The 20,292-nt window shown below is 64.6% G+C and carries 19 protein-coding genes; 10 read left to right on the top strand and 9 right to left on the bottom strand.

Annotated features, from left to right (window positions below):
* The first annotated feature begins 103 nt into the window (after positions 1-103).
* Positions 104-2,116, top strand: coding sequence for an EAL domain-containing protein (locus GGQ90_RS21050; protein ID WP_188083843.1), 2,013 nt, complete (start codon positions 104-106; stop codon positions 2,114-2,116).
* Here the strand turns inward: GGQ90_RS21050 and GGQ90_RS21045 are convergent.
* The 5 genes from GGQ90_RS21045 to GGQ90_RS21025 all read right to left on the bottom strand — a co-directional run bounded on the left by GGQ90_RS21045 (position 2,105) and on the right by GGQ90_RS21025 (position 5,415).
* Positions 2,105-2,842 (bottom strand): TorF family putative porin, encoded by a 738-nt coding sequence (locus tag GGQ90_RS21045; protein WP_188083842.1) that lies wholly within the window; start codon positions 2,840-2,842, stop codon positions 2,105-2,107. The genes GGQ90_RS21050 and GGQ90_RS21045 overlap by 12 nt on opposite strands.
* On the bottom strand, positions 2,829-3,236 hold the full coding sequence (locus GGQ90_RS21040) for a hypothetical protein (RefSeq protein ID WP_188083841.1): 408 nt from the start codon (positions 3,234-3,236) through the stop codon (positions 2,829-2,831). The genes GGQ90_RS21045 and GGQ90_RS21040 overlap by 14 nt, the downstream gene beginning before the upstream one ends.
* 418 nt (positions 3,237-3,654) lie before the next feature.
* The gene (locus tag GGQ90_RS21035) at positions 3,655-3,936 is read right to left on the bottom strand and encodes an acylphosphatase (protein ID WP_188083840.1); all 282 of its coding nucleotides are present in this window, start codon (positions 3,934-3,936) and stop codon (positions 3,655-3,657) included.
* Positions 3,936-4,751 carry an NYN domain-containing protein gene (locus GGQ90_RS21030; RefSeq protein ID WP_188083839.1) on the bottom strand — a complete coding sequence of 272 codons (816 nt, stop codon included), beginning with the start codon at positions 4,749-4,751 and terminating at the stop codon, positions 3,936-3,938. The genes GGQ90_RS21035 and GGQ90_RS21030 overlap by 1 nt, the downstream gene beginning before the upstream one ends.
* Positions 4,752-4,776: 25 nt before the next feature.
* Positions 4,777-5,415: a carbonic anhydrase gene (locus GGQ90_RS21025; RefSeq protein WP_188083838.1), complete on the bottom strand. Its 639-nt coding sequence runs from the start codon at positions 5,413-5,415 to the stop codon at positions 4,777-4,779.
* A 64-nt stretch (positions 5,416-5,479) separates the two neighbouring features.
* On the opposite strand from GGQ90_RS21025, the gene lipA reads away from it, so the two are divergent.
* Positions 5,480-6,433, top strand: a complete 954-nt coding sequence (gene lipA / locus GGQ90_RS21020) for a lipoyl synthase (protein ID WP_380766479.1) — start codon at positions 5,480-5,482, stop codon at positions 6,431-6,433.
* A 7-nt stretch (positions 6,434-6,440) separates the two neighbouring features.
* Entirely contained in the window at positions 6,441-6,917 is a 477-nt protein-coding gene (locus GGQ90_RS21015) for a type II toxin-antitoxin system RatA family toxin (protein WP_188083836.1), read from the top strand.
* On the opposite strand, the gene GGQ90_RS21010 is transcribed toward GGQ90_RS21015, so the two are convergent.
* Together GGQ90_RS21010 and GGQ90_RS21005 are read right to left on the bottom strand one after the other, a co-directional pair.
* The gene (locus tag GGQ90_RS21010) at positions 6,863-7,381 is read right to left on the bottom strand and encodes a CinA family protein (RefSeq protein WP_004212578.1); all 519 of its coding nucleotides are present in this window, start codon (positions 7,379-7,381) and stop codon (positions 6,863-6,865) included. The two genes, GGQ90_RS21015 and GGQ90_RS21010, sit on opposite strands and share 55 nt — an antisense overlap.
* Positions 7,382-7,388: 7 nt before the next feature.
* Entirely contained in the window at positions 7,389-8,570 is a 1,182-nt protein-coding gene (locus GGQ90_RS21005) for a bifunctional 2-C-methyl-D-erythritol 4-phosphate cytidylyltransferase/2-C-methyl-D-erythritol 2,4-cyclodiphosphate synthase (protein WP_188083835.1), read from the bottom strand.
* A gap of 115 nt (positions 8,571-8,685) precedes the next feature.
* Between GGQ90_RS21005 and dusB the strand changes: the two genes are divergently transcribed.
* The 7 genes from dusB (at position 8,686) to hflX (ending at position 18,019) form a co-directional block, all read left to right on the top strand.
* Positions 8,686-9,708: a tRNA dihydrouridine synthase DusB gene (gene dusB / locus GGQ90_RS21000; protein ID WP_188083834.1), complete on the top strand. Its 1,023-nt coding sequence runs from the start codon at positions 8,686-8,688 to the stop codon at positions 9,706-9,708.
* Positions 9,705-10,814, top strand: coding sequence for a two-component system sensor histidine kinase NtrB (locus GGQ90_RS20995; protein ID WP_188083833.1), 1,110 nt, complete (start codon positions 9,705-9,707; stop codon positions 10,812-10,814). The genes dusB and GGQ90_RS20995 overlap by 4 nt, the downstream gene beginning before the upstream one ends.
* Positions 10,814-12,256 (top strand): nitrogen regulation protein NR(I), encoded by a 1,443-nt coding sequence (gene ntrC / locus GGQ90_RS20990; RefSeq protein ID WP_188083832.1) that lies wholly within the window; start codon positions 10,814-10,816, stop codon positions 12,254-12,256. The genes GGQ90_RS20995 and ntrC overlap by 1 nt, the downstream gene beginning before the upstream one ends.
* A gap of 98 nt (positions 12,257-12,354) precedes the next feature.
* Entirely contained in the window at positions 12,355-14,610 is a 2,256-nt protein-coding gene (locus GGQ90_RS20985; protein WP_188083831.1) for a sensor histidine kinase, read from the top strand.
* Positions 14,600-15,973 carry a nitrogen assimilation response regulator NtrX gene (gene ntrX, locus GGQ90_RS20980; protein ID WP_188083830.1) on the top strand — a complete coding sequence of 458 codons (1,374 nt, stop codon included), beginning with the start codon at positions 14,600-14,602 and terminating at the stop codon, positions 15,971-15,973. Before GGQ90_RS20985 ends, ntrX begins: the two co-directional genes overlap by 11 nt.
* A gap of 156 nt (positions 15,974-16,129) precedes the next feature.
* Positions 16,130-16,612, top strand: coding sequence for an RNA chaperone Hfq (gene hfq / locus GGQ90_RS20975; protein ID WP_188083829.1), 483 nt, complete (start codon positions 16,130-16,132; stop codon positions 16,610-16,612).
* A 75-nt stretch (positions 16,613-16,687) separates the two neighbouring features.
* Complete coding sequence (hflX, locus tag GGQ90_RS20970) at positions 16,688-18,019, top strand: GTPase HflX (RefSeq protein ID WP_188083828.1); 1,332 nt, start codon at positions 16,688-16,690, stop codon at positions 18,017-18,019.
* Here the strand turns inward: hflX and GGQ90_RS20965 are convergent.
* Together GGQ90_RS20965 and GGQ90_RS20960 are read right to left on the bottom strand one after the other, a co-directional pair.
* Entirely contained in the window at positions 18,016-18,921 is a 906-nt protein-coding gene (locus GGQ90_RS20965; protein ID WP_188083827.1) for a 5'-methylthioadenosine/S-adenosylhomocysteine nucleosidase, read from the bottom strand. The genes hflX and GGQ90_RS20965 overlap by 4 nt on opposite strands.
* Positions 18,918-20,249 carry an NCS2 family permease gene (locus GGQ90_RS20960; protein ID WP_188083826.1) on the bottom strand — a complete coding sequence of 444 codons (1,332 nt, stop codon included), beginning with the start codon at positions 20,247-20,249 and terminating at the stop codon, positions 18,918-18,920. The genes GGQ90_RS20965 and GGQ90_RS20960 overlap by 4 nt, the downstream gene beginning before the upstream one ends.
* Positions 20,250-20,292: the final 43 nt, after the last annotated feature.

Raw genomic sequence — 20,292 nt, 5'->3', positions numbered from 1 at the left:
GGCATGGTTGGCGCAAGCAGGCCGGTTGCGGGGCGGTGAAGAGGTCGGTAACCGGTTGCTGTTACAAGAGCGGCATGCGCCTTGTCAGGGAGTCGAAAAAAGAGTGAGCGGGCAGGCCGCGCCGGACGGACAGCGCAGCATCTTCATCCTGTCGCCCGGCGACCGCGACCCTCTGTGCCGTGCCGCACAGGAGGCGGGCTGGCGCGCGATCGGTGCGCGGCGTGCCACCGATGCGCCGCAGCGTTTTCTGCGCAGCGACGCCCAGATCGCGCTGGTCGACATGCGCGGCGGGACGGCGGCCAAGCTGATCGCGCCGCTGGTGCCGGCGGTGGACGCCGGCGGCTGTGCGCTGGTGGTGCTGGTCGATCCGGCAGCAGTCGCGAGCCTGCCGCAATTGTTCGACGCCGGCGCAACCCACTTTCTGGTCGCACCGGTAACGCAACCCTTGTTGCAGGCAACGCTGGCATCGGCGCAGCGACTGGTCGAGCGGCTGGGCGGCGGCGCGATGCAAAGTCAGCGGGCGCAGCGCATCCGCCGGGGGGACGCGCTTTACTGGGAGATGGACCGCGATGGCGCCGGGCTGCGCCTGAGCGAAAGCCTGGCCCGCAATCTGGGGATCGAGGCTTGGCAGCCGACGCCATCGACGCTGATCCACCGGCTGGCGCGCAATGAACGCAAGGCGGTGCTGAACGCACTGGAGGGGATGATGCAGTCGGGCCGTCCGGCGGCGTTCGCCCATGCCGTGCCTGGGCGGCCGGGCAATCGGCTGGTGCATCATCTGCGCTTCGTCGATGGCACGGTGGCGGCCGATGTGGAGTGGCTGTCCGACGCGCAGGACCAGGATGTCGCGAGCCGCGACAATCTGACCGGGTTGCGGTCGCGTCAGGCGGCGCTGGACTGGCTGGATCGTCGGTCGGGCCTGCCGACGACGGTGGTGCTGCTGTCGATTAGCCAGTTCGATCGCATGAACGCAGCCTATGGCCAGGTGGTGGGGGATGCGCTGTTGGGACGGATCGCCCGACGGATCGAGCAGATTGTGGATGCCGTGGCGGGCCATGCGATGGTGGCGCGGATCGCCGGCACCGAGTTTCTGGTCGGCCTGACCGGCGAGCCGGCGGCGGCGGAGCGGGCGACCTATCTGGCGCGGCAGTTGATCGAGGCGATCAGCCGGCCGTTCAGCGCGGGGGATCATCTGATCCGCCTGATTGCGCGCTGCGGTATCGCGCAGGCACGGGCGGAGGATGATGCGACCCAGTTGCTGCGACGAGCGGGCGCTGCACTGGCCGATGCGCGGCAGGGCGGGGGTGAGGGCATTCGCATCTTTTCCGCCGAGAAGCGCAGTCGCCAGCTCGACGCCGATCAGCTCGAAACCGACCTGCGGCTGGCGCTGCACCGGGGCGAGATCGGCATCGTGTTCCAGCCGCAATATCCGGTCTATGACCATCGCATCAGCGGGGTCGAGGCTTTGGCGCGGTGGAACCACCCGATCTATGGCCCGCTGGGGGCTGGCATATTGTTCGGCACGGCCGAGCGATCCGATTACATGCTGCCGCTGTCGGCGCATATCCAGGCCGAGGCGCTGCGGCAGGCGGCGGCATGGCCGAGTGCGCTGTCCAATCTGCGCCTGTCGATCAATGTCACGGCGGCGGATATTGCGCAGCCGGGGTTCATGGCCGATTTTCTGGGGCAGGTGGACCGCAGCGGCTTTCCCCGGTCGCGGCTGACGGTGGAGATCACCGAGAGCGGGCTGATCCAGGATGTCGACGCGGCGGCGGCGCTGCTGACGGCATTGCGGTCCGAAGGGCTGGCGGTGGCGATCGACGATTTCGGCACCGGCTATTCGAGCCTTGCTTACCTTAAGGGCCTGCCGCTCGATTATCTGAAGATCGACTCCAGTCTGGCTCAGGACATCGCCGGGTCGGCGCGCGACCGGATCATCGTGCGCGGGGTGATCCATATGGCGAAATCGCTGGGCCTGAACGTGATCGCCGAAGGGGTAGAGACGGAGCAGCAACTCGACCTGCTGGCACGGGAAGGCTGTGATTATTATCAGGGTTTCCTGCGCTCGGCGGGCGTCTCCTCGCCCGAACTCATATCGCTGGTGCTACAGGGTTAGGCCGACCTTCCCGATGAGAGCCGACCCGCCGTGGCGCGCGTCGCGCCCGTCAATGTCGGTGTCGCTGTAGCGCAGCTCCGCCGACCAGCGGCCACGATACCAGGCGATGGCCGCGCCATAATCCCAATAATCGCCGCCCGGCCGCAGCCGTTGCGAGGCTAGCGGATCGCGATCCGACCCGGAACTATGGCCGACCCGTGCCGAGGCGGTGAGCGGCGTGCCGGGAATGGCGAAGGAGGCGGCGGAGGACAGATAGAGATTGTCGCCGCCGATCGCCGACTGGCGCGGGGCATATTGGGCGCCGATGTCGATGCTGGCAGGGCCGATCAGGAAGCCGGCGCCGGCGCCAAATTCGCCATAGCCCTGATGATCGGCGCCGGGGAAGAGATGGTAGCGCGCGTCGAGCGACAGGCGCCAGCCGCCCAGTTGATGGACATAGGAGGGGCCAAGGTCGATGACGGCGTCGGCGCCGCCATGGCGATCGCTGCCCCAGAGGCTGGTCGCGGCGCCATCGAGCGAGAGGCCTTGCGCGACCGGCACGGACAAGCTGCCGCGCAGCACAGGATCGCCGTCGCTCCAACTGAGGCCGCGGCGGCGTTCGTCGCTGGCAACCTCAATCGTCGCGCTGGGACCGCTGGCATATTGAGCGGCCGCCGGCAGGGCATGGAGGGCGAGGCCAAGCCCGCCCAGCCATGCCACGGTCGTGACGCGATCAGTTCGACGCAAGGGCGCGCACCGAGTCCAGTTCAGCCAGCAGCGGCGCGCGATCGGCCTCCGCCACGGCGATCAGATGCGCCTCGATCTTGTCCTGATACTGGGCCATGTTGCGTTCGCCGGACTGACGACCGGGGGTGCAGGCGCCAGCCTCGCTACCCGAAAAACGCTTGTCGCTCGACACGGTGCGGGCGAGCGCCGGGCCATGGTCCAGCTTGCGGTCGACGACGATCGTCGCGGTCCACTGGCAGCGCTGGCTGTCCATCCGGTTGGGCGTCTTGGCGCCGACCGTCTTGGTGCTGATGTCGGCACGGGCGGTGTAGGTGGCACCGACCTGGTTGCCATGATGCTCGACCGAGACATTGTGGGTCGCGGCGGCGGCAAGCGCCATAAGGATCAAACTCATTGCATTCTCCTGCTGTGACGCCGTGCTTTGTTGCCCGGTCGTCACAGTGGCATGTAGGTTTCGACTGTTGCTGCTTCTTTTCTGGTTGATGATGAATGGCGACATGAGGGTCGGATCCGCAGGGTTTTGGGTCACGACAGGATCATGGTGACGCGTCAGCGGCAAAGTTCACACCGTTCTTGCCCTGCATTTCTGGCCGATTTCACGAGAAAGTTCAGCGCAACGCACCATCGACGCGACCGTTGCGTTCCAGTGACGCAACGGTCGGGTCATGATGGGGTGACGCCAAGGTCATGATGACGCGACACTTGGGTCACGGTCTTGCGCAGTGGGACGGGCACCAGAGTAGAGCAAGGAAAGTCCAAATAGGAAAGGGCAGAAGTTTGGGTGGCCCACCGGCAGCAAAGGGGGGCGACGTTTAGGCGGTTTGCCGCTTCTCGAAGCCGCCCAGCGCTTCGCGCGGCACATCCATCGCCTCGATCCGCGCGACCTTTGCCACCGGCGGCCCATCTTGTGCCAGCGCGATGAAGCGATCTACAGCGTCCGCCTCCCCCTGGACCAGTGCCTCGACGCTGCCGTCCATCCGGTTGCGCACCCAGCCGGTGAGGCCCAGACTGCGCGCGGTCTGGACCGTCCAGTTGCGATAGAACACGCCCTGAACCCGGCCATGGATCATCAGGCGGCACGCAACGGCCGGCATCAGCGAATCCGCTTGATCCAGGTCTGGCCGCCTTCGCGCACTTCGCTGGTGAAGTTGGGTATGGCGGCGACCAGGTCGGACAGGCGCTTGAAGCCATAGTTGCGCACGTCGAAGCTGGAGCGGTTGCCGACCCGCTGGCCGACCGGACCTAATGCGACAAAGCCCCGCTCGTCCCGCTTCGCCTCGTCATAGGCGTCGATCAAGAGGCGCACGACCTCCGGGTCCACCGCCGCGCCGGTGCCTGCTGGCGCAGCGGTCGCCGCCGGCGGGGGAGGGGGTGGCGCAGCGGCAGGCCGCGCAGCCTCGCTGCCTTTGGTCGGAGCCTTCTTCTTGGGCGTCGCAGCCGATTTGGCTACCGGAACCTCCACCGGGCGCAGCGCTGCCACATCGATGAAGCGGGTGCAGGCACGGCGGAAGCCTTCAGGCGCATTGGTGTTGCCGAAACCATAGACCGGAATGCCGTCCTGGCGCAGTCGCGTCACCAGCGGGGTGAAATCGCTGTCGCTCGACATCAGGCCAAAGCCGTCGACGCGCCCGCTGGAAAGCAGATCCATCGCGTCGATCGTCATCTTCATGTCAGTGGCATTCTTGCCCTTGGTGAGATCGAACTGCTGCTGCGGCTCGATCGCCTGCGCCACGGACAGCGCCGCCCAGGTCTTGAGCGTCGCCTTGTTCCAATTGCCATAGGCGCGGCGGATATTGACCGTGCCCAACTCCGCCAACACGGTCATGACCGCGTCAAAATGGGCCGCCGACGCGTTGTCCGCATCGATCAGCAGGGCGATATTGCCGCGCCCTTCCTGCCGCATGGGCATGGAAATTCTCCTTGTCTGGCCCTCTTCAGGCCGGGGCGAAGGCGCCGGTCTGCTCGTCCAATATGTGGAGCTGGCCGTCGGCAATGGCGAAGAAGCTGCCGACCAGCTTCAACTCGCCGCTCTTCTCCTTGGCGCGGACGCAGGGGAAGCTGCGCAGGTTGGCCAGGCTGACCTTGACGCCCTCCTGCTCCATGGCACGCTCGACCTCGCGGTCGCGCTGGTCGCCATAACGGCCGACCACGACCTCCCGGGCATCATCGAGCAATTCAATCCAGTGATGGATGAAGCCGCCTTCGCCGGGCGGCGCGTCCTTGAGGTCATGGCTGAGTGCCGCCTTGCAGCCGCCACACTTGCCATGGCCCATGACGACAATCTCGCCGACCTTGAGCACCTGGACTGCAAATTCGAGCGCGGCCGATACGCCGTGCCAGCCCGGATTGGTCTCGAACGGCGGCACCAGCGCCGCGACGTTGCGCACGACGAAGATTTCGCCGGGACTGGTATCGAAGATCTGGGCCGGATCGACTCGGCTGTCGGAGCAGGCGATCACCATCACCCTGGGGCTCTGCCCTTCGTTGAGTTCGTCCCAGCGCTCGCGCTGTTGGGACCATCCGGTTTCCCGGAAGCGGCGATAGCCCTGAAGCATGTCGGCAAAATCGGTCATGGCGTGGGTGTGCCGCACAAAGAGAGGACTGGCAAGAGCGGTCCGGCATCGCTATCTGGGGCGCATGAACGACATTGCCCCGATCCCCGTACCCGGTCAGCCCGCCAAGCCGGAGCGCGTCCGCAAGCCTGACTGGATTCGTGTCAAGGCGCCGACCAGTCCCGGCTATCACGAGACGCGCAAGCTGATGCGGGAAAAAGGACTGGCGACAGTCTGCGAGGAAGCGGCCTGCCCCAATATCGGCGAATGCTGGACCAAGAAGCATGCCACGGTGATGATCCTGGGCGATGTCTGCACCCGTGCCTGTGCCTTCTGCAACGTCAAGACCGGGATGCCGCGCAAGGTGGACGTCAACGAGCCGCAGAATCTGGCCGATGCCGCCGCGGAGATGGGACTTGAACATATCGTCATCACCTCGGTCGATCGCGACGACCTGCCCGATGGCGGCGCCAGCCAGTTCGTCAAGGTCATCGAGGCGCTGCGCCGCACGACGCCGGGCACCACGATCGAGATCCTGACGCCGGATTTTCGCAACAAGCATGAGCGCGCGGTCGCGATGATCGTCAAGGCTCGCCCGGACGTCTACAACCATAATCTGGAGACCGTGCCCCGGCTCTATCCGACCATCCGTCCGGGTGCACGCTACTATGCGTCGCTGCGCCTGCTCGAAAGCGTGAAGAAGCTCGATCCCTCGATCTTCACCAAGTCCGGCATCATGCTGGGCCTGGGCGAGGAGCGGCTGGAAGTCCACCAGGTGATGGACGACATGCGTTCGGCCGATATCGATTTCCTGACCATGGGCCAGTATCTGCAGCCCACGCCCAAGCATGCCAAGGTGATGGAATTCGTCACTCCGGCAGCTTTCAACGCCTATGCGGCGATCGCGCGGGCCAAGGGCTTCCTGCAGGTGGCGTCGAGCCCGCTGACCCGGTCGAGCTATCATGCCGGCAAGGATTTCGCCGAGATGCGCGCCGCGCGCGAGGCGAAGCTGGCCAAGGCGGCCGCCGCGAAGGCCTGATCGGCGAATGCCCAAGCATCACGAGACCCGCCAACTGCCCTATAGTCCGGAACAGATGTTCGACCTTGTGTCGAACGTCTCGGCCTATCCGCAATTTCTGCCCTGGATCAGCGCGATCCGCATCCGATCGGACAGTGAGAGCGAGATGGTCGCGGACATGATCGTCGGCTTCAAGGGGGTCAGCGAGAGCTTCACCTCTCGCGTCCACAAGCATCGTCCGGACCATGTCCGGGTCGACTATCTCAACGGCCCGCTCAAGCATCTTCATAATGAGTGGCGCTTCCGGGACGACGGGCAGGGCGGCGTGCTGGTCGAGTTCGAGGTCGAGTTCGAATTCAAGAACCGCATCTTCGAGATGCTGGCCGGCCAGTTTTTCGACAAGGCACTGCGCAAGATGATCGGCGCGTTCGAGACACGCGCGGCGGCGCTTTATGGCGCTGGCGAGTCGGGTAGCAGCAGTTCGAGTGCGCACAACGCCGCCTGAAGGCGGACGCCACCGCGACCATTATCTTCGAAATGATGCATGTCGGCCACGACCTTGTCGGGGCTGCCGCCGCGTTCCGCCCGCGCGAAGACTACGGTGCCGACCGGCTTCTGCTCGCTGCCGCCACCCGGCCCGGCGATGCCGGTGATGGCGACCGCGACATGGGCGTGGCTCTTCTTGAGCGCGCCTTGCGCCATGGCCCAGGCGGTCGCGATGGAGACCGCGCCGAACGTATCCAGCACGTCATGCGAGACTTTGAGAAGTTCCGCCTTCATGTCGTTGGAATAGGTTATGAAACCGGCTTCGAAAACGTCGGATGAGCCAGCGATCTCAGTGAGCGCCGCCGACACCAGGCCGCCGGTGCAGCTTTCCGCAACGGCCACGGTGCGACCGGCGCGACGGTTGGCGATGATGACCTTTTCGGCGAGGTCGACGAGCTGGGCGGGCAGGATGGTGTTGGGCATGATGGGCTCAGAATAGCGTGGGGAGGGAGAGGGTGGCAACCGCCTGTGCGGCGATGCCCTCACCGCGACCAGCGAAACCCAGCCGCTCGGTGGTGGTGGCCTTCACGCTGACGCGATCGACGGGAACGTCCAGTATCTCGGCGATTTTCGCGCGCATGGCGTCGCGATGCGGCCCGATCTTGGGCGCTTCGCAGATGATGGTGAGGTCGACATGGTCGATCCGGCCGTCCCGTTTCAGGACCAGATCGCGGGCATGGGCGAGGAAACGATCCGACGAGGCGCCACGCCATTGCGGGTCGGACGGCGGGAAATGACTGCCGATATCGCCATCGGCCAGCGCGCCGAGGATCGCGTCAACGATGGCATGGAGGGCGACATCGGCATCGCTGTGGCCAGCAAGGCCGCGGTCGTGTGGGACCAGCACGCCGCCGAGCCACAATTCTTCGTTTGGCGCGAGGCGATGGACATCATAGCCCATCCCGACGCGGGTGGTGCGGGCGCCCACGATGCGCGCCTCGGCGCGCGCGAAGTCCTCAGGATAGGTCAATTTCTCAAGCCTTTCATCGCCCTGCACCAAGATGACGTCATGGCCCCAGGCGCGCAGGATCTGGGCATCGTCAGTGGCTTCTCGCGCCTCGTCCCAATCGTCGTGAGCGGACAGGATAGCCTGGAAGCGGAAGGCCTGCGGCGTCTGGACGCGATGCAGGTCAGTGCGATCGACGCCGTCGCCCATGAGCGCGCCATCGCTGCGCACCAGCGTGTCGGCGACCGGCAAGGCAGGGATGGCGCCTTCGGCATCCGCCAACGCGGCCAGTAACCGGTCGATCACCGAAGGGGGCAGGAAGGGGCGGGCGGCATCGTGGATCAGCACGATGTCTGCGCCGCCGGATGCGGCGATCGCCGTCAGTCCGGCCCGGACCGATCCGCGCCGGCTGTCCGCGCCGGTGACGAAATGGGCGACGCGGTCGCCGAGAACAGCCTGAGCACGCTCTTCCTCGCCTTCGCCCAGCACAATGTGGATGGCCGATACGCCACCATGCGCCGTCAGGGCGTCATGGGCGTGGGCCAGCACGGCCTTGCCACCGATCCGCCGATATTGCTTGGGGATGTCACCGCCCGCCCGGCTTCCTTGCCCGGCGGCGACGATCAGCGCGACGATCCTGCTGTTCGATGTCATGCAGCGGCGCATAGACGCTCTGCCCCATGCTCGCCAACCTCTAAAGCGCAACCACTAGTCCGGTGCCTGCCTTGTCGCCGCGGCCATTTTCGGCTAAGGGCTGCCTGTTTTTTAGGCAGTGAAGAAGATGACGCGCAGGCTTTCCCCCATTTCCGTTGGACCGGTGACGGTCGATATGCCGGTGATATTGGCGCCGATGACCGGCGTTACCGACATGCCCTTCCGCACGCTGGTTCGCCGTTTCGGGTCGGGCCTCAACGTCACCGAGATGATCGCCACCGCGGCGATGATCCGCGAAACGCGCCAGTCTTTGCAGAAGGCCGCCTGGCATCCGCTGGAGGAGCCGGTGTCGATGCAGTTGGCGGGCTGTTCGCCGACGGAAATGGCCGAAGCGGCCAAGCTCAATGCCGATCGCGGCGCGGCGATCATCGACATCAACATGGGCTGCCCGGTGAAGAAGGTCGTCAATGGCGACGCGGGCAGCGCGCTGATGCGCGACCTGCCGCTGGCGGCATCGCTGATCAAGGCGACGGTCGAGGCGGTCGACGTTCCTGTCACCGTCAAGATGCGCATGGGCTGGGATCATGCGAGCCTGAATGCGCCCGAACTGGCGCATATCGCCGAGGATCTGGGCGCGAAGCTGATCACCGTCCATGGCCGCACGCGCTGCCAGATGTACAAGGGCAGTGCCGACTGGGGCTTCGTCCGATCGGTCAAGGACGCGGTCAAGCTGCCGGTGATCGTCAATGGCGACATCTGCTCGATCGAGGACGCGGAAACCGCGCTCGACCAGAGCGGTGCCGATGGCGTGATGATCGGCCGTGGCGCCTATGGCAAGCCGTGGCTGCTGGGCCAGGTGATGCACTGGTTCGCCACCGGCGAGCGTCGCTCCGACCCAAGTCTTTCTGAGCAATATGAGCTGATAACAGACCATTATCGCATGATGCTGGATCATTATGACAAGATGACTGGCGTCAACATGGCGCGCAAGCATATCGGTTGGTATACCAAGGGCCTGACCGGATCGGCCGAGTTCCGCAACACGGTCAACCAAGAGGCCGATGCCCAGCGGGTGCTCGATATGCTGGCTGCTTTCTACGAGCCGCTGATCGCAGCGGAAGAACCGACGGTTGCGCTACAGGCTGCATGACCATGCCATTGACGTCCCTTCCGCCGCTTCAGATGCAGCAGGATGGGCCTTCTCTGTCGGAACTGATGACCGCCTTGCCCGTGGCGACACTGGTGGTGCGGCCGAATAACAGCATTGCCGATGCCAATGTACGGGCAGAAACCCTGCTGAATATGGCGCGGTCGGCCATCATCGGCAGCGACGTGGCGCGCACCGTGCGCATTGCGGAAGCCGGTGCCCGGTTCGATATCTGGCACAGCAACAAGCCGATCGCCGCCTATGACATCAAGGTCCATGCCGGTCGCACCGCCGAGATGGAAGTGGACCTGATGATTTCTCCCATCGTCGACCATGATGGCTGGCGGGTCGTGTCGATCCATGCGCAGGGTCAGGCCCGCAAGATCGGCCATCGCGGCACGGCGGGCGGTGCGCGATCGGCGGTCGGTGCGGCGGCGATCCTGGCGCACGAGATCAAGAACCCCTTGTCCGGCATTCGCGGGGCCGCCCAGTTGCTGGAGACGAGCAACGGCGGAACCGACGCCGCCCTGACCCAACTGATCTGCAACGAGGTTGATCGGATCGCCGCCCTGATCGATCGGATGCAGGATTTCACGACCGATCGCACGCTGGAGTGCGGTCCCGGCAATATCTATCCGCTGATCGATCGCGCATCGCATATCGCGGCCGCTGGATTTGCCAAGAATATAAAGATTATAAAACGTTATGATCCATCTCTGCCATTCGCGATCATCAATGATGATGCACTGGTGCAGGTGATGATCAACCTGCTCAAGAATGCGGCCGAGGCCTTGGAACATGTCGAGCGCCCCTGCATCCGCGTCGAGACGGCTTTCCGGCATGGCATGTCGGTGCTGGTTGGTGACCGCAAAGGCAGTGCCGTGCTGCCGATCGAGATTGTCGTGATCGACAATGGCCCGGGCGTCCCGGAGCATATCCTCGACCATCTCTTCAATCCCTTCATTACGGGCAAGCGGGACGGCCAGGGGCTTGGTCTTGCCCTGGTAGACAAGCTGGTACGGGACATGAGTGGGTTCGTGCAATATTCACGCGATCAGGAGGCTGGCGAGTCCACCTTCCGTATCCTGCTGCCGATGGGAATGGGCTGATGGCGGTGACGGGCGCGGTCCTGGTTGTTGATGATGATCCCGCCATCTGTGTGGTGGTCGGCGAAGCACTGCGACGTCAGGGGCATAAGGTGAAGATCGCCGGGTCCATTCGTGAACGGACAGCGCTGATGGAGAGTTTCTCTCCGGATATTCTGATTACCGACGTCATGTTGCCGGATGGCGATGGCTTGGACGGCGTCGCGGAGATTATCGAGCGCAAACCGGATCTGAATGTTATCATTCTTTCCGCGCAGAATACCCTGAACACCGCGATCCGGGCGACCGAGAAGGGGGCGTTCGAATATCTGCCAAAACCCTTCGATCTCAATGAATTGACGCGCGCCGTTGCTGATGCTTTGGGGCACCGAACAGGCGGGGCGGATGCCGCCGAGCCTGGGCTGCCCCATGACGGCCTGCCGCTTGTCGGTCGTTCGCCGGCGATGCAGGAAGTGTATCGCACCATCGCCCGGGTTCTATCCAATGATCTCAGCATATTGGTGCTGGGTGAGTCGGGCACCGGCAAGGAACTGGTGGCGGAGGCGATCCATAGCCTGGGCCAACGGCGCACCCGCCCCTTTGTTGCGATCAACATGGCCGCAATTCCCCGCGAACTGATCGAAGCGGAACTGTTCGGCTATGAAAAGGGAGCCTTTACCGGCGCCCATGCGCGCACGGCGGGCAAGTTCGAGCAGGCGCAGGGAGGCACCTTGTTCCTGGACGAGATTGGCGACATGCCGATGGAGGCGCAGACGCGGCTGCTTCGCGTGCTCCAGTCAGGCGAAGTGACCACGGTTGGCGGATCCAAGCCGGTGCGTGTGGATGTCCGCATCATCGCGGCCACCAACAAGGAATTGCCCCGGTTGATCGAGGAGAACCGGTTCCGGCAGGATCTCTATTATCGGCTCAATGTCGTACCGGTATCGCTGCCGCCGCTGCGCGAGCGGCGCGAGGACGTGATCCTGCTGGCGCGCCATTTCCTGGATCGGGCCGCGCAGGACGGATTGCCGCGCAAGGCCTTGTCCGACGACGCGGCGCAATTGCTGATGGCCTATCATTGGCCGGGCAATGTCCGCGAGCTCCAGAATATCATGCAGCGCCTGGCCGTATTAAGCCGGGAGAATGTGATCGCGGCGGATATGTTGCGCCATGCGCTCCCGCTTGACGCGATGCCCGCCGATCATGCCGCGCCGGCAGGCCAACTGGCGCAAGCTGTAAGGGAATGGACCAAGCGACAGCTTGGCGTGGGCCTTGGTCAGGCCGATCCCAACCTGCATGACAATCTGCTCGCGGTGATCGAGCCGATCCTGTTGCAGGAAACGCTGGCCAGCGTCGATGGCAACCAGATCCGCGCTGCCGGCCTGCTCGGCATCAATCGCAATACGCTGCGCAAGAAGCTCACCGATTACGGCCTCGATCCGCTGCAACTGCGGCTGAGCGATTAGAGGCCGCGGGACGAAGCGCCCAATCGCATCGACCAGCGACATGGTTTTATGTAAAAACTGTGTTTGATCGGGCACGGCATTGTTGTAACGAAGCCACTATGACTGGTGCGGTGACAATCCCCCGACGGGGGCCGGCGTGGGCGAGGTTGGTCCGGCCTTATCTGCGCAACGGCCGGTTGGCGGCTGCACTCGAAATTGTCACGCTTATCTTGTTCCTCGGCACTGCCGGCCTGACCTATGGCCTGCTCTCGGGCCAGGACCAGTCCTATACGCTGCTGACTCCGCCGATCGTGGCGCTGCTGCTGGTTGCCAATCTGGTGCCCGCGATCGCGCTGCTGATGCTGCTGGGGCGTCGTGTGGCCAAGCGCCGGGCTGCCAAGTCGGCGATCGGCAGCGATGGCCAGCTCCATGTCCGGCTGGTGGCGATCTTCTCGGTCGTGGCCAGCGTGCCGATGCTGCTGGTCGTCATCTTCGCCTCGCTGCTGTTCCAATATGGCGTGCAATTCTGGTTTTCGGACAGCGCGCGCGGCATGTTGCAAAATGCCAGCGACCTGGCGCGCGGCTATTATGAGCAGAATTTGCGCGAGGTCCGCGACGAGACGCTGACCATGGCGAGCGATCTGCGCGACTATCTGGGCCAGTCGAGCGTTTCGAGCCCCCGCTTTGCCGAGGGCTATATCTATCAGGTGGTGACGCGAAAGCTCAACAGATCGGCGATCATCGAGATTGGCAAGGACGGCGTGGCGCGGACTGCGGCGACGGTCGATCCCGAAAGCCGGCCGGCGTCGGAAATGTTGTCGGCCGAGGTGATGAAGCGCCTTGCTTCCGGTGAAGATGTGGTGGTGGCGGCCAAGCCCAACCAGATCGAGGCCGTGACGCTGCTCTATCCAAATTCCAAAATCTATCTTTACGCGACCCGCAACGCCGGCAGTTCCTCCTTCTCCAATGTGGAACGGGCGCAGAAGGTGCTGGGCGATTATGACCTGTTCGCTGCCCAGTCGCGCGCGCTGCAATTGCGGTTCAATCTGCTGCTGTTCGTAGGCTCGCTGCTGCTGGTCGGCATTGCGGTCTATATTGCGCTGGCCGTGGCCGACTGGATGGTCAGGCCGGTGAACGAACTGGTCACGGCCGCGCGCAGGATTACGGCCGGCGACCTGTCGGCCCGCGTCACCAGCCCGGCGAGCCGGGATGAGATCGGCACGCTCGCGTCAGCCTTCAACCGCATGACCCAACGTCTGGAGGCTCAGACGGGGGCCTTGGTCGCAGCGAACAGCCAGCTCGATGAACGGCGCGCCTTTATCGAGGCGATCCTGTCGGGCGTGAGTGCCGGCGTGCTGTCGGTCGACCGGGGTGGCGTGATCCAGTTGCTGAACAGCTCGGCCGCCGCAATTCTGGTGCGCGAAGGTGATGATCCGGTCGGACGGCCGCTGGCCGAGATTTCGGCCGAACTGGCGGATCTGGTGGCATCGCAGGATGATGCCGGCATCGTGCAGGTCCGTGCGCAGGGGGACTTGCGCACGCTGGCGGTCAAGGTGTCCGAAGATGTGTCCGGTCATATTCTGACGTTCGATGACATCACCCAGCAATTGTCGGATCAGCGCCGTGCGGCCTGGTCGGACGTGGCACGGCGCATCGCGCATGAGATCAAGAATCCGCTGACGCCGATCCAGCTGGCCGCCGAACGGTTGCAGCGCCGCTATGGCGAGGAAGTGACGAGCGACAAGCCGACCTTTGCGCGGCTGACCGGTACGATCGTCCGCCAGGTGGGAGACCTGCGCCGTATCGTCGACGAATTTTCCTCCTTTGCGCGCATGCCCAAACCCGTGTTTCGGCGCGAGGCGCTGGGCGATATTGCCCGCCACGCCCTGTTCCTCCACGAGGTGGCCCATCCCGACATTCGCTTCGCATTCGAGGCTGATGACGGCGACATGGAAATGGTCTGCGATCGGCGTCAGCTTGGGCAGGCGTTGACCAATATCGTCAAAAATGCCGTCGAAGCGATCGAGCCGAAGCCCGCGCCCGAAGAAGGCAATGTGCGTGGCAATATCCGCATGCACCTGCATCAGGTCGAGGGCGCGCTGGTGATCGAGGTTCGCGACGATGGCATCGGCCTGCCGCCCGAGCGCGAGCGCATCCTGGAACCCTATATGACCACGCGGTCGAAGGGGACGGGTTTAGGCTTGGCTATCGTCAAGAAGATTGTCGAAGAACATATGGGTGAAATCCGTTTCGATGATGCGGAAGGCGGGGGTGCGCGGGTGACGTTGCGCTTCTCCGTCACAGCCCTGGAAAAACTAGAAGAGGGGCAGGTGGTTGCCCTGCCCAAAGGAAAAGTGATGGCCAATGGCGCTTGATATTCTGATTGTCGACGACGAAGAGGACATTCGCGATCTGGTGGCAGGCGTGCTGGAGGACGAAGGTTTTTCGACCCGCACGGCCGCCAATAGCGACAGCGCGATCGATGCGCTGGACAGCCGGCGCCCGTCGCTGGTGTTGCTCGATGTGTGGTTGCAGGGCTCCAAGCTCGACGGCCTGGAACTGCTGGAGGAAATCAAGCGGCGCGACCCGACGATCCCGGTTCTCATGATCTCGGGCCATGGCAATATCGACACGGCCGTCGCCGCAATCCGCAAGGGAGCGGCCGATTTCATCGAAAAGCCATTCGAGGCCGATCGGCTGCTGCACCTGGTCGCCCGCGCGACCGAGACCGAACGGTTGCGGCGCGAGAACCAGACGCTGCGCGCGCGCTTTGGTCAGGATGACGAACTGACCGGCACCTCGGCCTCGATCAACGGTGTCCGGGCAACGATCAAGAAGGTGGCCGGCACCGGCAGCCGTGTGCTGATTTCCGGCGCGGCCGGCGTTGGCAAGGAGGTCGCCGCCCGCATGCTCCATAGCTGGAGCGGTCGCACCGATGCGCCGTTCATCATCGTTGCAGCAGCCCGCATGGATCCCGATCGGGTCGAGGAAGAGCTGTTCGGTGTCGAGGATCCCAGCGGTCTCGTGCGTCCCGGCTATCTGGAACAGGCGCATGGGGGGACGCTCTATCTCGACGAGATCGCCGACATGCCGGTGACCACCCAAGGCAAGATCCTGCGCGTGCTGACCGATCAGAGCTTTACCCGTGTCGGTGGCCAGCGACAGGTGAAGGTCGATGTGCGCGTCATCTCTTCGACCGCGCGTAATCTGTCGGTGGAAATCGAGGAACGGCGTTTCCGCGAAGATCTATTCTATCGCCTGAACGTCGTGCCGCTGCAGATTCCGCCGCTGTCCGAGCGACGGGACGATATTCCGCCGCTGGTCGAGCATTATCTGGCCCGTTTTGCTGCCGACCGCAGGGTCAGTCCGCCAGAGATGGCCAGCGACGCCATGGCGGCCTTGCAGGCCAATGAATGGCCGGGCAATGTCCGCCAGTTGCGCAACGTGATCGAGCGGACGATGATTCTGGCGCCGGGCGATCGGATCGGCCGGATCGAACTGGACATGTTGCCGGCTGAACTCACCAGCGGTGGCGGCGGCGATGGAATCGGCCAGTCCGCCATCATGGGCGCGCCGCTGCGCGAAGCCCGAGAAAGTTTCGAGCGGGAATATCTGCGCATCCAGATCCGCCGCTTTTCCGGCAATATCTCGCGCACGGCGACCTTCATCGGCATGGAGCGCTCTGCGCTGCACCGCAAACTGAAGCTGCTGGGGATCACGGACGGAAAGGATAGCTGACGCTAGGGAAATTCCCGATGGCGATGTCAGGCATGGACGCCCCTTCGCAATTGCGGTAGAATTGCCTTGCCCTCGACAAGCGGGGGCAGGCAAGACACCTCCGCCCAGAGGTGCGAGAGCGGGTAACGTCCCGCCAATAAAGGACTGGCAACGACCATGGCCGACAAAGTGAACAACCTTCAGGATATTTTCCTCAACAGCCTGCGCAAGTCCAAGACCCCCGTGACCATGTTCCTGGTCAAGGGCGTCAAGTTGCAGGGCATCATCACCTGGTTCGACAATTTTTCCGTGCTGCTGCGCCGGGACGGTCAGTCGCAACTGGTCTACAAGCATGCCATTTCGACGGTCATGCCGGCCCAGTCGATGGACCTGACCGATCTGCGCAAGGCGAGCGACGGTAACGGCAAGCCCCGCCTGCTGCAGGAAATCTTCCTGAGCGCGGTTCGCAAGTCGGGTAGCCCGGTCACCATGTTCCTGGTGAACGGCGTGATGCTCCAGGGTGAAATCGCCGCCTTCGACCTGTTCTGCATGCTGCTCGAACGCGACGGCATGGTGCAACTCGTTTACAAGCACGCCATTTCGACCGTGCAACCGCTCCACGCGCTCGACCTGTCGGGCGAGAACGAGCAGGACGACTGATCGTCCACGCCGCATCCGGTCTTCCCGCCGATCCGCGCGGGTAGACCGGAGCGCGGCCAGATGCTCTAAGCTGACATGGCCATATTCAATCGCGACTCCGAGGACGAAGTGGCGCGCGGTGCGCGCGCCGTCGTCGTGCATGCCGAAACCCATGGCGGTGACCGCCGCGACAGCGATGCCCGGCTGGAGGAAGCGCGCGGCCTGGCGCTGGCCATCGGCATCGATGTGCGCGCCGCCCAGAGCTTTCGCGTGCGCGACCGCAAGCCCGCCACCCTGTTCGGCAGCGGCCAGGTCGACCAGATCGCCACGCTGGTGACACAGGAAGAGGCCGAGCTGGTCATCGTCGACAATGCGTTGACCCCGGTGCAACAGAGCAATCTGGAAAAGGGAACCGGCGCCAAGGTCATCGACCGGACCGGGCTTATTCTGGAAATTTTCGGCGAGCGCGCCGCCACCAACGAGGGGCGGTTGCAGGTCGAACTCGCCCATCTCGACTATCAGGCCGGGCGCCTGGTGCGCAGTTGGACCCATCTTGAGCGCCAGCGCGGCGGCTTCGGCTTCCTGGGCGGTCCGGGCGAAACCCAGATCGAGGCGGACCGGCGCATGATCCGCGACCGCATGGCCAAAATCCGGCGCGAATTGGATCAGGTGACCAAAACGCGCGGCCTGCATCGTGCCCGGCGCCAGCGCGCGCCCTGGCCGGTGATTGCCCTTGTCGGCTATACCAATGCCGGCAAGTCTACCCTGTTCAACCGCCTGACCGGCGCGGAAGTGATGGCAGAGGATCTGCTGTTCGCGACACTGGACCCGACCATGCGGCAGATCGTGTTGCCGGGCCTCGACAAGGCGATCCTGTCCGACACGGTGGGTTTCGTGTCCGATCTTCCGACCCAGTTGATCGCGGCTTTCCGCGCGACGCTGGAGGAAGTGCTGTCGGCCGACATCATCGTCCATGTCCGCGACATCGCCCATCCCGATACCGAGGCGCAGCGCGACGATGTGCTGGATGTGCTGAGCGAATTGGGCGTCGCTGGCGAAGGGGCGCTGGAGCGCGGCGAAGGCGAGGCCGATCCACCACCGATCATCGAGGCATGGAACAAGCTGGACCTGCTCGACGCGGAGAATGCCGCGCAGGCGCGCGAGATTGCGGCGCGTCATGATGATGTCGTCATCATCTCGGCATTGACCGGCGAGGGGGTCGACGGGTTGCAGCGGGCGATCAGCAGCCGGCTGACGCGCGGTGCCCGGGTCCACAGCCTGCGGTTGCCGATCGCCGATGGGGCGGCCCTCGCCTGGCTGCATGAGCATGGCGAGGTGCTGGCGACCCGGCCGAGCGAGGCGGAAATACAGGTGGATGTCCGCCTGTCCGACTCCGGCCTCGCCCGCTTCCTGAAGCGCGACCGTTAATCGGGCAGTCGCGCCACGAAATCCTGCACCACGCGCGCGGAGTTGGCCGAGGCGAGCGCCATGAAGGCGCTCATCTGGTTCTGTTCCGCATCGCCGCCCGCCAGATCCGACAAGCTGCGGAAGGCGAGGAAGGGGACGCGGTTGGCATAGGCAACCTGCGCCACGGCAGCGCTTTCCATGTCCAGCACCTGCGCCTGGAAGGTGGCGAACAGATATTGGCGATAGGCGGCATTATCCATGAAGGCGGGACCGCTGATACCGCGACCGCCGACATGCAGGCTGGGTTGGTGAGGCAGGCATTTGGCGGCGGTCGCATCGGCGCAGCGGGCCAAGCTTTCCGACGAGGAAAGGGCGCGGGCGATAGCAAGCAGGGCAGGGTCGGCCGGGAAAGTGCGGTGCCAGCTCTTGGCCTCGACATCGTTGCCGGCTTCCACATCGCGCGGGAAGATCATGCCATAATTGGGCAGGTCATTGCCCGGCGTGCGGAAGATCGGCGCATAGCCGCCCGGCGCCTCGCGCGCGATCGTACTTTCCATGAACTGGCCCCAATCGGCCGCGACGACGACATCGCCGATATGCAGCGACGGATCGATCCCGCCCGCAATGCCGGAAAAGAGGATGCGCTTCACCGCAAAGCGATCGACCAGCCATTGAGTGGTCATGGCGGCATTGACCATGCTGACGCCACTTTCGACCAGCAGCACGGGCTTTCCGCCCATCTGGCCGAGTGTCACCGGCACGCCATTGACGCGCACCGTGCGGGGCTGCTCGATACGGCCGACGAGCGCCGCATGTTCGGGCGGGAATGCCGTCATGATCGCGGTGCGGGGCTGGTCGTCCAGCTTTTGGGCGAGGGCGGGCGCGGCGGTCAGCAGGCCGACAAGGACGAGGAGAAATTTCATGCAGCGGCGACCCAGGCAAAGCGGATGACGATCAGGATGGCGAGCAGGAACAGCAGCCAGTCGGTGCGGCTCATCGCGCCGCGCAGCAGCTTCAGGATCGCATGGGCGACGATGCCGAAGGCAATGCCATTGGCGATCGAGAAGGTGAGCGGGATGAGGGCGAGGGTGAGGAAGGCGGGGACCGCCTCGAACGGCTCTTCCCAACTGACTTCCACCAACGGCGCCATCATCAGGCTGCCGACCAGGATCAAGGCCGGCGCGGTGGCATAGAGCGGCACCAGGCCGGCATAGGGGGCAGCGAAGATGGTGAGCAGGAACAGGATGCCGGTGACGACGGCGGTAAGGCCGGTGCGGCCGCCGGCTGCGACCCCCGCCGCGCTTTCGACATAGGAGGTGACGGTGCTGGTGCCCGCGGTCGCGCCGACCATGGTGGCGGCGGCGTCGGCGATCAGGATGCGGTTGAGGTTGGGCACGCTTCCGTCGGGGCGAGCGAGGCCTGCGCGCTTGGTCACCGCCATCAACGTGCCCAGATTGTCGAACAGGTCGACGAACAGGAAGACGAAGATGATCTCGAGCACGCCAATGCCGTGGCTACCGGCAAAGACCGCGCCAAGATCGAGATGAAAGGCGGTGCTGCCGAGCGCGGACGCATCATAGGGCGTCGGCGTGAAATGCAGGGCGCCGACCAGCCAGCCGAGCAGGGTGGTGGCAACGATACCGATCAGGATCGCGCCCCGCACCTTGCGGATCGACAGGCCGGCGATCAGCGTCAGGCCGAACAGGGTCAGCAGCACCGGCGCCGAGCGAAGATCGCCGAGCGCGACCGAGGTGGCGCTGTTGGAGACGACGATGCCCGCATTGCGTAGGCCGATGAACGCGATGAAGAGGCCGATGCCGCCGGCGACTGCGGCCAGCAGATGGGGCGGAATGGCGGCCAGGATCATCTGGCGGATGCCCGCGAGGGTCAGCGCCAGAAAGGCGACGCCCGAGAGGAAGACGCAGCCCAGCGCGACCGGCCAGGGAATGCCGAGGCCCAGCACCACCGAATAGGTGAAATAGGCGTTGAGCCCCATGCCCGGCGCCAGCGCGAGCGGCACATTGGCGACCATCCCCATCAGGATGCTGGCGAAAGCGGCGGCGAAACAGGTTGCGGCGGCCACGCCGACCAGCGGCATGCCGGCCTCACCCAGGATCGCCGGATTGACCAGCACGATATAGGCCATGGTGAGGAAGGTGGTGATGCCGGCGACGATTTCCGTGCGCAAGCTGCTGCCGCGTTCGGAGATCTGGAAACGGCGTTCCAGCCAGCCCGTGGTGGAGCCGTTCATCGTGTGCAACCAGGCAAAAGAAGGGAAGGGGCCATGGCCGGCC

The organism is Sphingobium scionense (assembly GCF_014197035.1).
GTDB classification, from domain to species: domain Bacteria; phylum Pseudomonadota; class Alphaproteobacteria; order Sphingomonadales; family Sphingomonadaceae; genus Sphingobium; species Sphingobium scionense.
The sequence above is the reverse complement of the archived record's forward strand: the minus strand, read 5'-3'. Positions and strand labels throughout refer to the sequence as shown.

Bases quoted from the DNA above. Each gene is read 5' to 3' on its own strand.
- GGQ90_RS21040 (WP_188083841.1), bottom strand. From the start codon at position 3,236: ATGAGTTTGATCCTTATGGCGCTTGCCGCCGCCGCGACCCACAATGTC.
- GGQ90_RS21035 (WP_188083840.1), bottom strand. From the start codon at position 3,936: ATGCCGGCCGTTGCGTGCCGCCTGATGATCCATGGCCGGGTTCAGGGC.
- GGQ90_RS21030 (WP_188083839.1), bottom strand. From the start codon at position 4,751: ATGCCCATGCGGCAGGAAGGGCGCGGCAATATCGCCCTGCTGATCGAT.
- GGQ90_RS21025 (WP_188083838.1), bottom strand. From the start codon at position 5,415: ATGACCGATTTTGCCGACATGCTTCAGGGCTATCGCCGCTTCCGGGAA.
- lipA (WP_380766479.1), top strand. From the start codon at position 5,480: ATGAACGACATTGCCCCGATCCCCGTACCCGGTCAGCCCGCCAAGCCG.
- GGQ90_RS21015 (WP_188083836.1), top strand. From the start codon at position 6,441: ATGCCCAAGCATCACGAGACCCGCCAACTGCCCTATAGTCCGGAACAG.
- GGQ90_RS21010 (WP_004212578.1), bottom strand. From the start codon at position 7,381: ATGCCCAACACCATCCTGCCCGCCCAGCTCGTCGACCTCGCCGAAAAG.
- GGQ90_RS21005 (WP_188083835.1), bottom strand. From the start codon at position 8,570: ATGCGCCGCTGCATGACATCGAACAGCAGGATCGTCGCGCTGATCGTC.
- dusB (WP_188083834.1), top strand. From the start codon at position 8,686: ATGACGCGCAGGCTTTCCCCCATTTCCGTTGGACCGGTGACGGTCGAT.
- GGQ90_RS20995 (WP_188083833.1), top strand. From the start codon at position 9,705: ATGACCATGCCATTGACGTCCCTTCCGCCGCTTCAGATGCAGCAGGAT.
- ntrC (WP_188083832.1), top strand. From the start codon at position 10,814: ATGGCGGTGACGGGCGCGGTCCTGGTTGTTGATGATGATCCCGCCATC.
- GGQ90_RS20985 (WP_188083831.1), top strand. From the start codon at position 12,355: ATGACTGGTGCGGTGACAATCCCCCGACGGGGGCCGGCGTGGGCGAGG.
- ntrX (WP_188083830.1), top strand. From the start codon at position 14,600: ATGGCGCTTGATATTCTGATTGTCGACGACGAAGAGGACATTCGCGAT.
- hfq (WP_188083829.1), top strand. From the start codon at position 16,130: ATGGCCGACAAAGTGAACAACCTTCAGGATATTTTCCTCAACAGCCTG.
- hflX (WP_188083828.1), top strand. From the start codon at position 16,688: ATGGCCATATTCAATCGCGACTCCGAGGACGAAGTGGCGCGCGGTGCG.
- GGQ90_RS20965 (WP_188083827.1), bottom strand. From the start codon at position 18,921: ATGAAATTTCTCCTCGTCCTTGTCGGCCTGCTGACCGCCGCGCCCGCC.
- GGQ90_RS20960 (WP_188083826.1), bottom strand. From the start codon at position 20,249: ATGAACGGCTCCACCACGGGCTGGCTGGAACGCCGTTTCCAGATCTCC.